The following is a 474-nucleotide window of genomic DNA, read 5'->3' as shown; positions in this document are numbered from 1 at the left end:
TGATAATTTGCCGAAAACAAATGAGCACCCCGAATTATATGAATGGACACGCCGTTTGCACCTCATGCGCAAATGGGCAAAGATGCTGAATGACCTTGGTGGAGATGTGACGGTTATTCATTTGCCCGAAGTGGGCTTGCATGGCAATACGCATTTTCCTTTTTCCGACCTGAACAACATTGCAGTAGCCGACCATCTCTCGAAATGGTTACATGAAAAAGGGTTAGATTGAATTTAGTAAGCAAAATGTTTTTAATGATGGGTATCACATTCAAGATACCCATTCTTTTATGATACTCTGCTAAGTTCGATTTTTATCGGTCAGGCTCGTACAGCGTTATCACACGCACACTCTCATAATTATAAAAACACGCTCATCCCTTTTGCATTTCAGATTTTTATACTACTTTTGTCGTAAGAGAGTTATTTGACAGCATAGCGCCGCAAGTTGCAGAAAATAGCACGGTTGCCAAA

The 474-nt window shown here is 40.7% G+C and carries 1 pseudogene; it reads left to right on the top strand.

The window, feature by feature from the left end:
* Positions 1-232, top strand: a pseudogene (locus tag AB5935_RS27030) (alpha/beta hydrolase); the annotation flags it as partial.
* Positions 233-474 lie beyond the last annotated feature (242 nt).

Source organism: Phocaeicola sp. RTP21198st1_B8_RTP21198_201120, from assembly GCF_040929485.1.
GTDB lineage: Bacteria > Bacteroidota > Bacteroidia > Bacteroidales > Bacteroidaceae > Phocaeicola > Phocaeicola dorei.
Note: the sequence above shows the minus strand (reverse complement) of the source record. Positions and strands in the feature narration are given on the sequence as shown.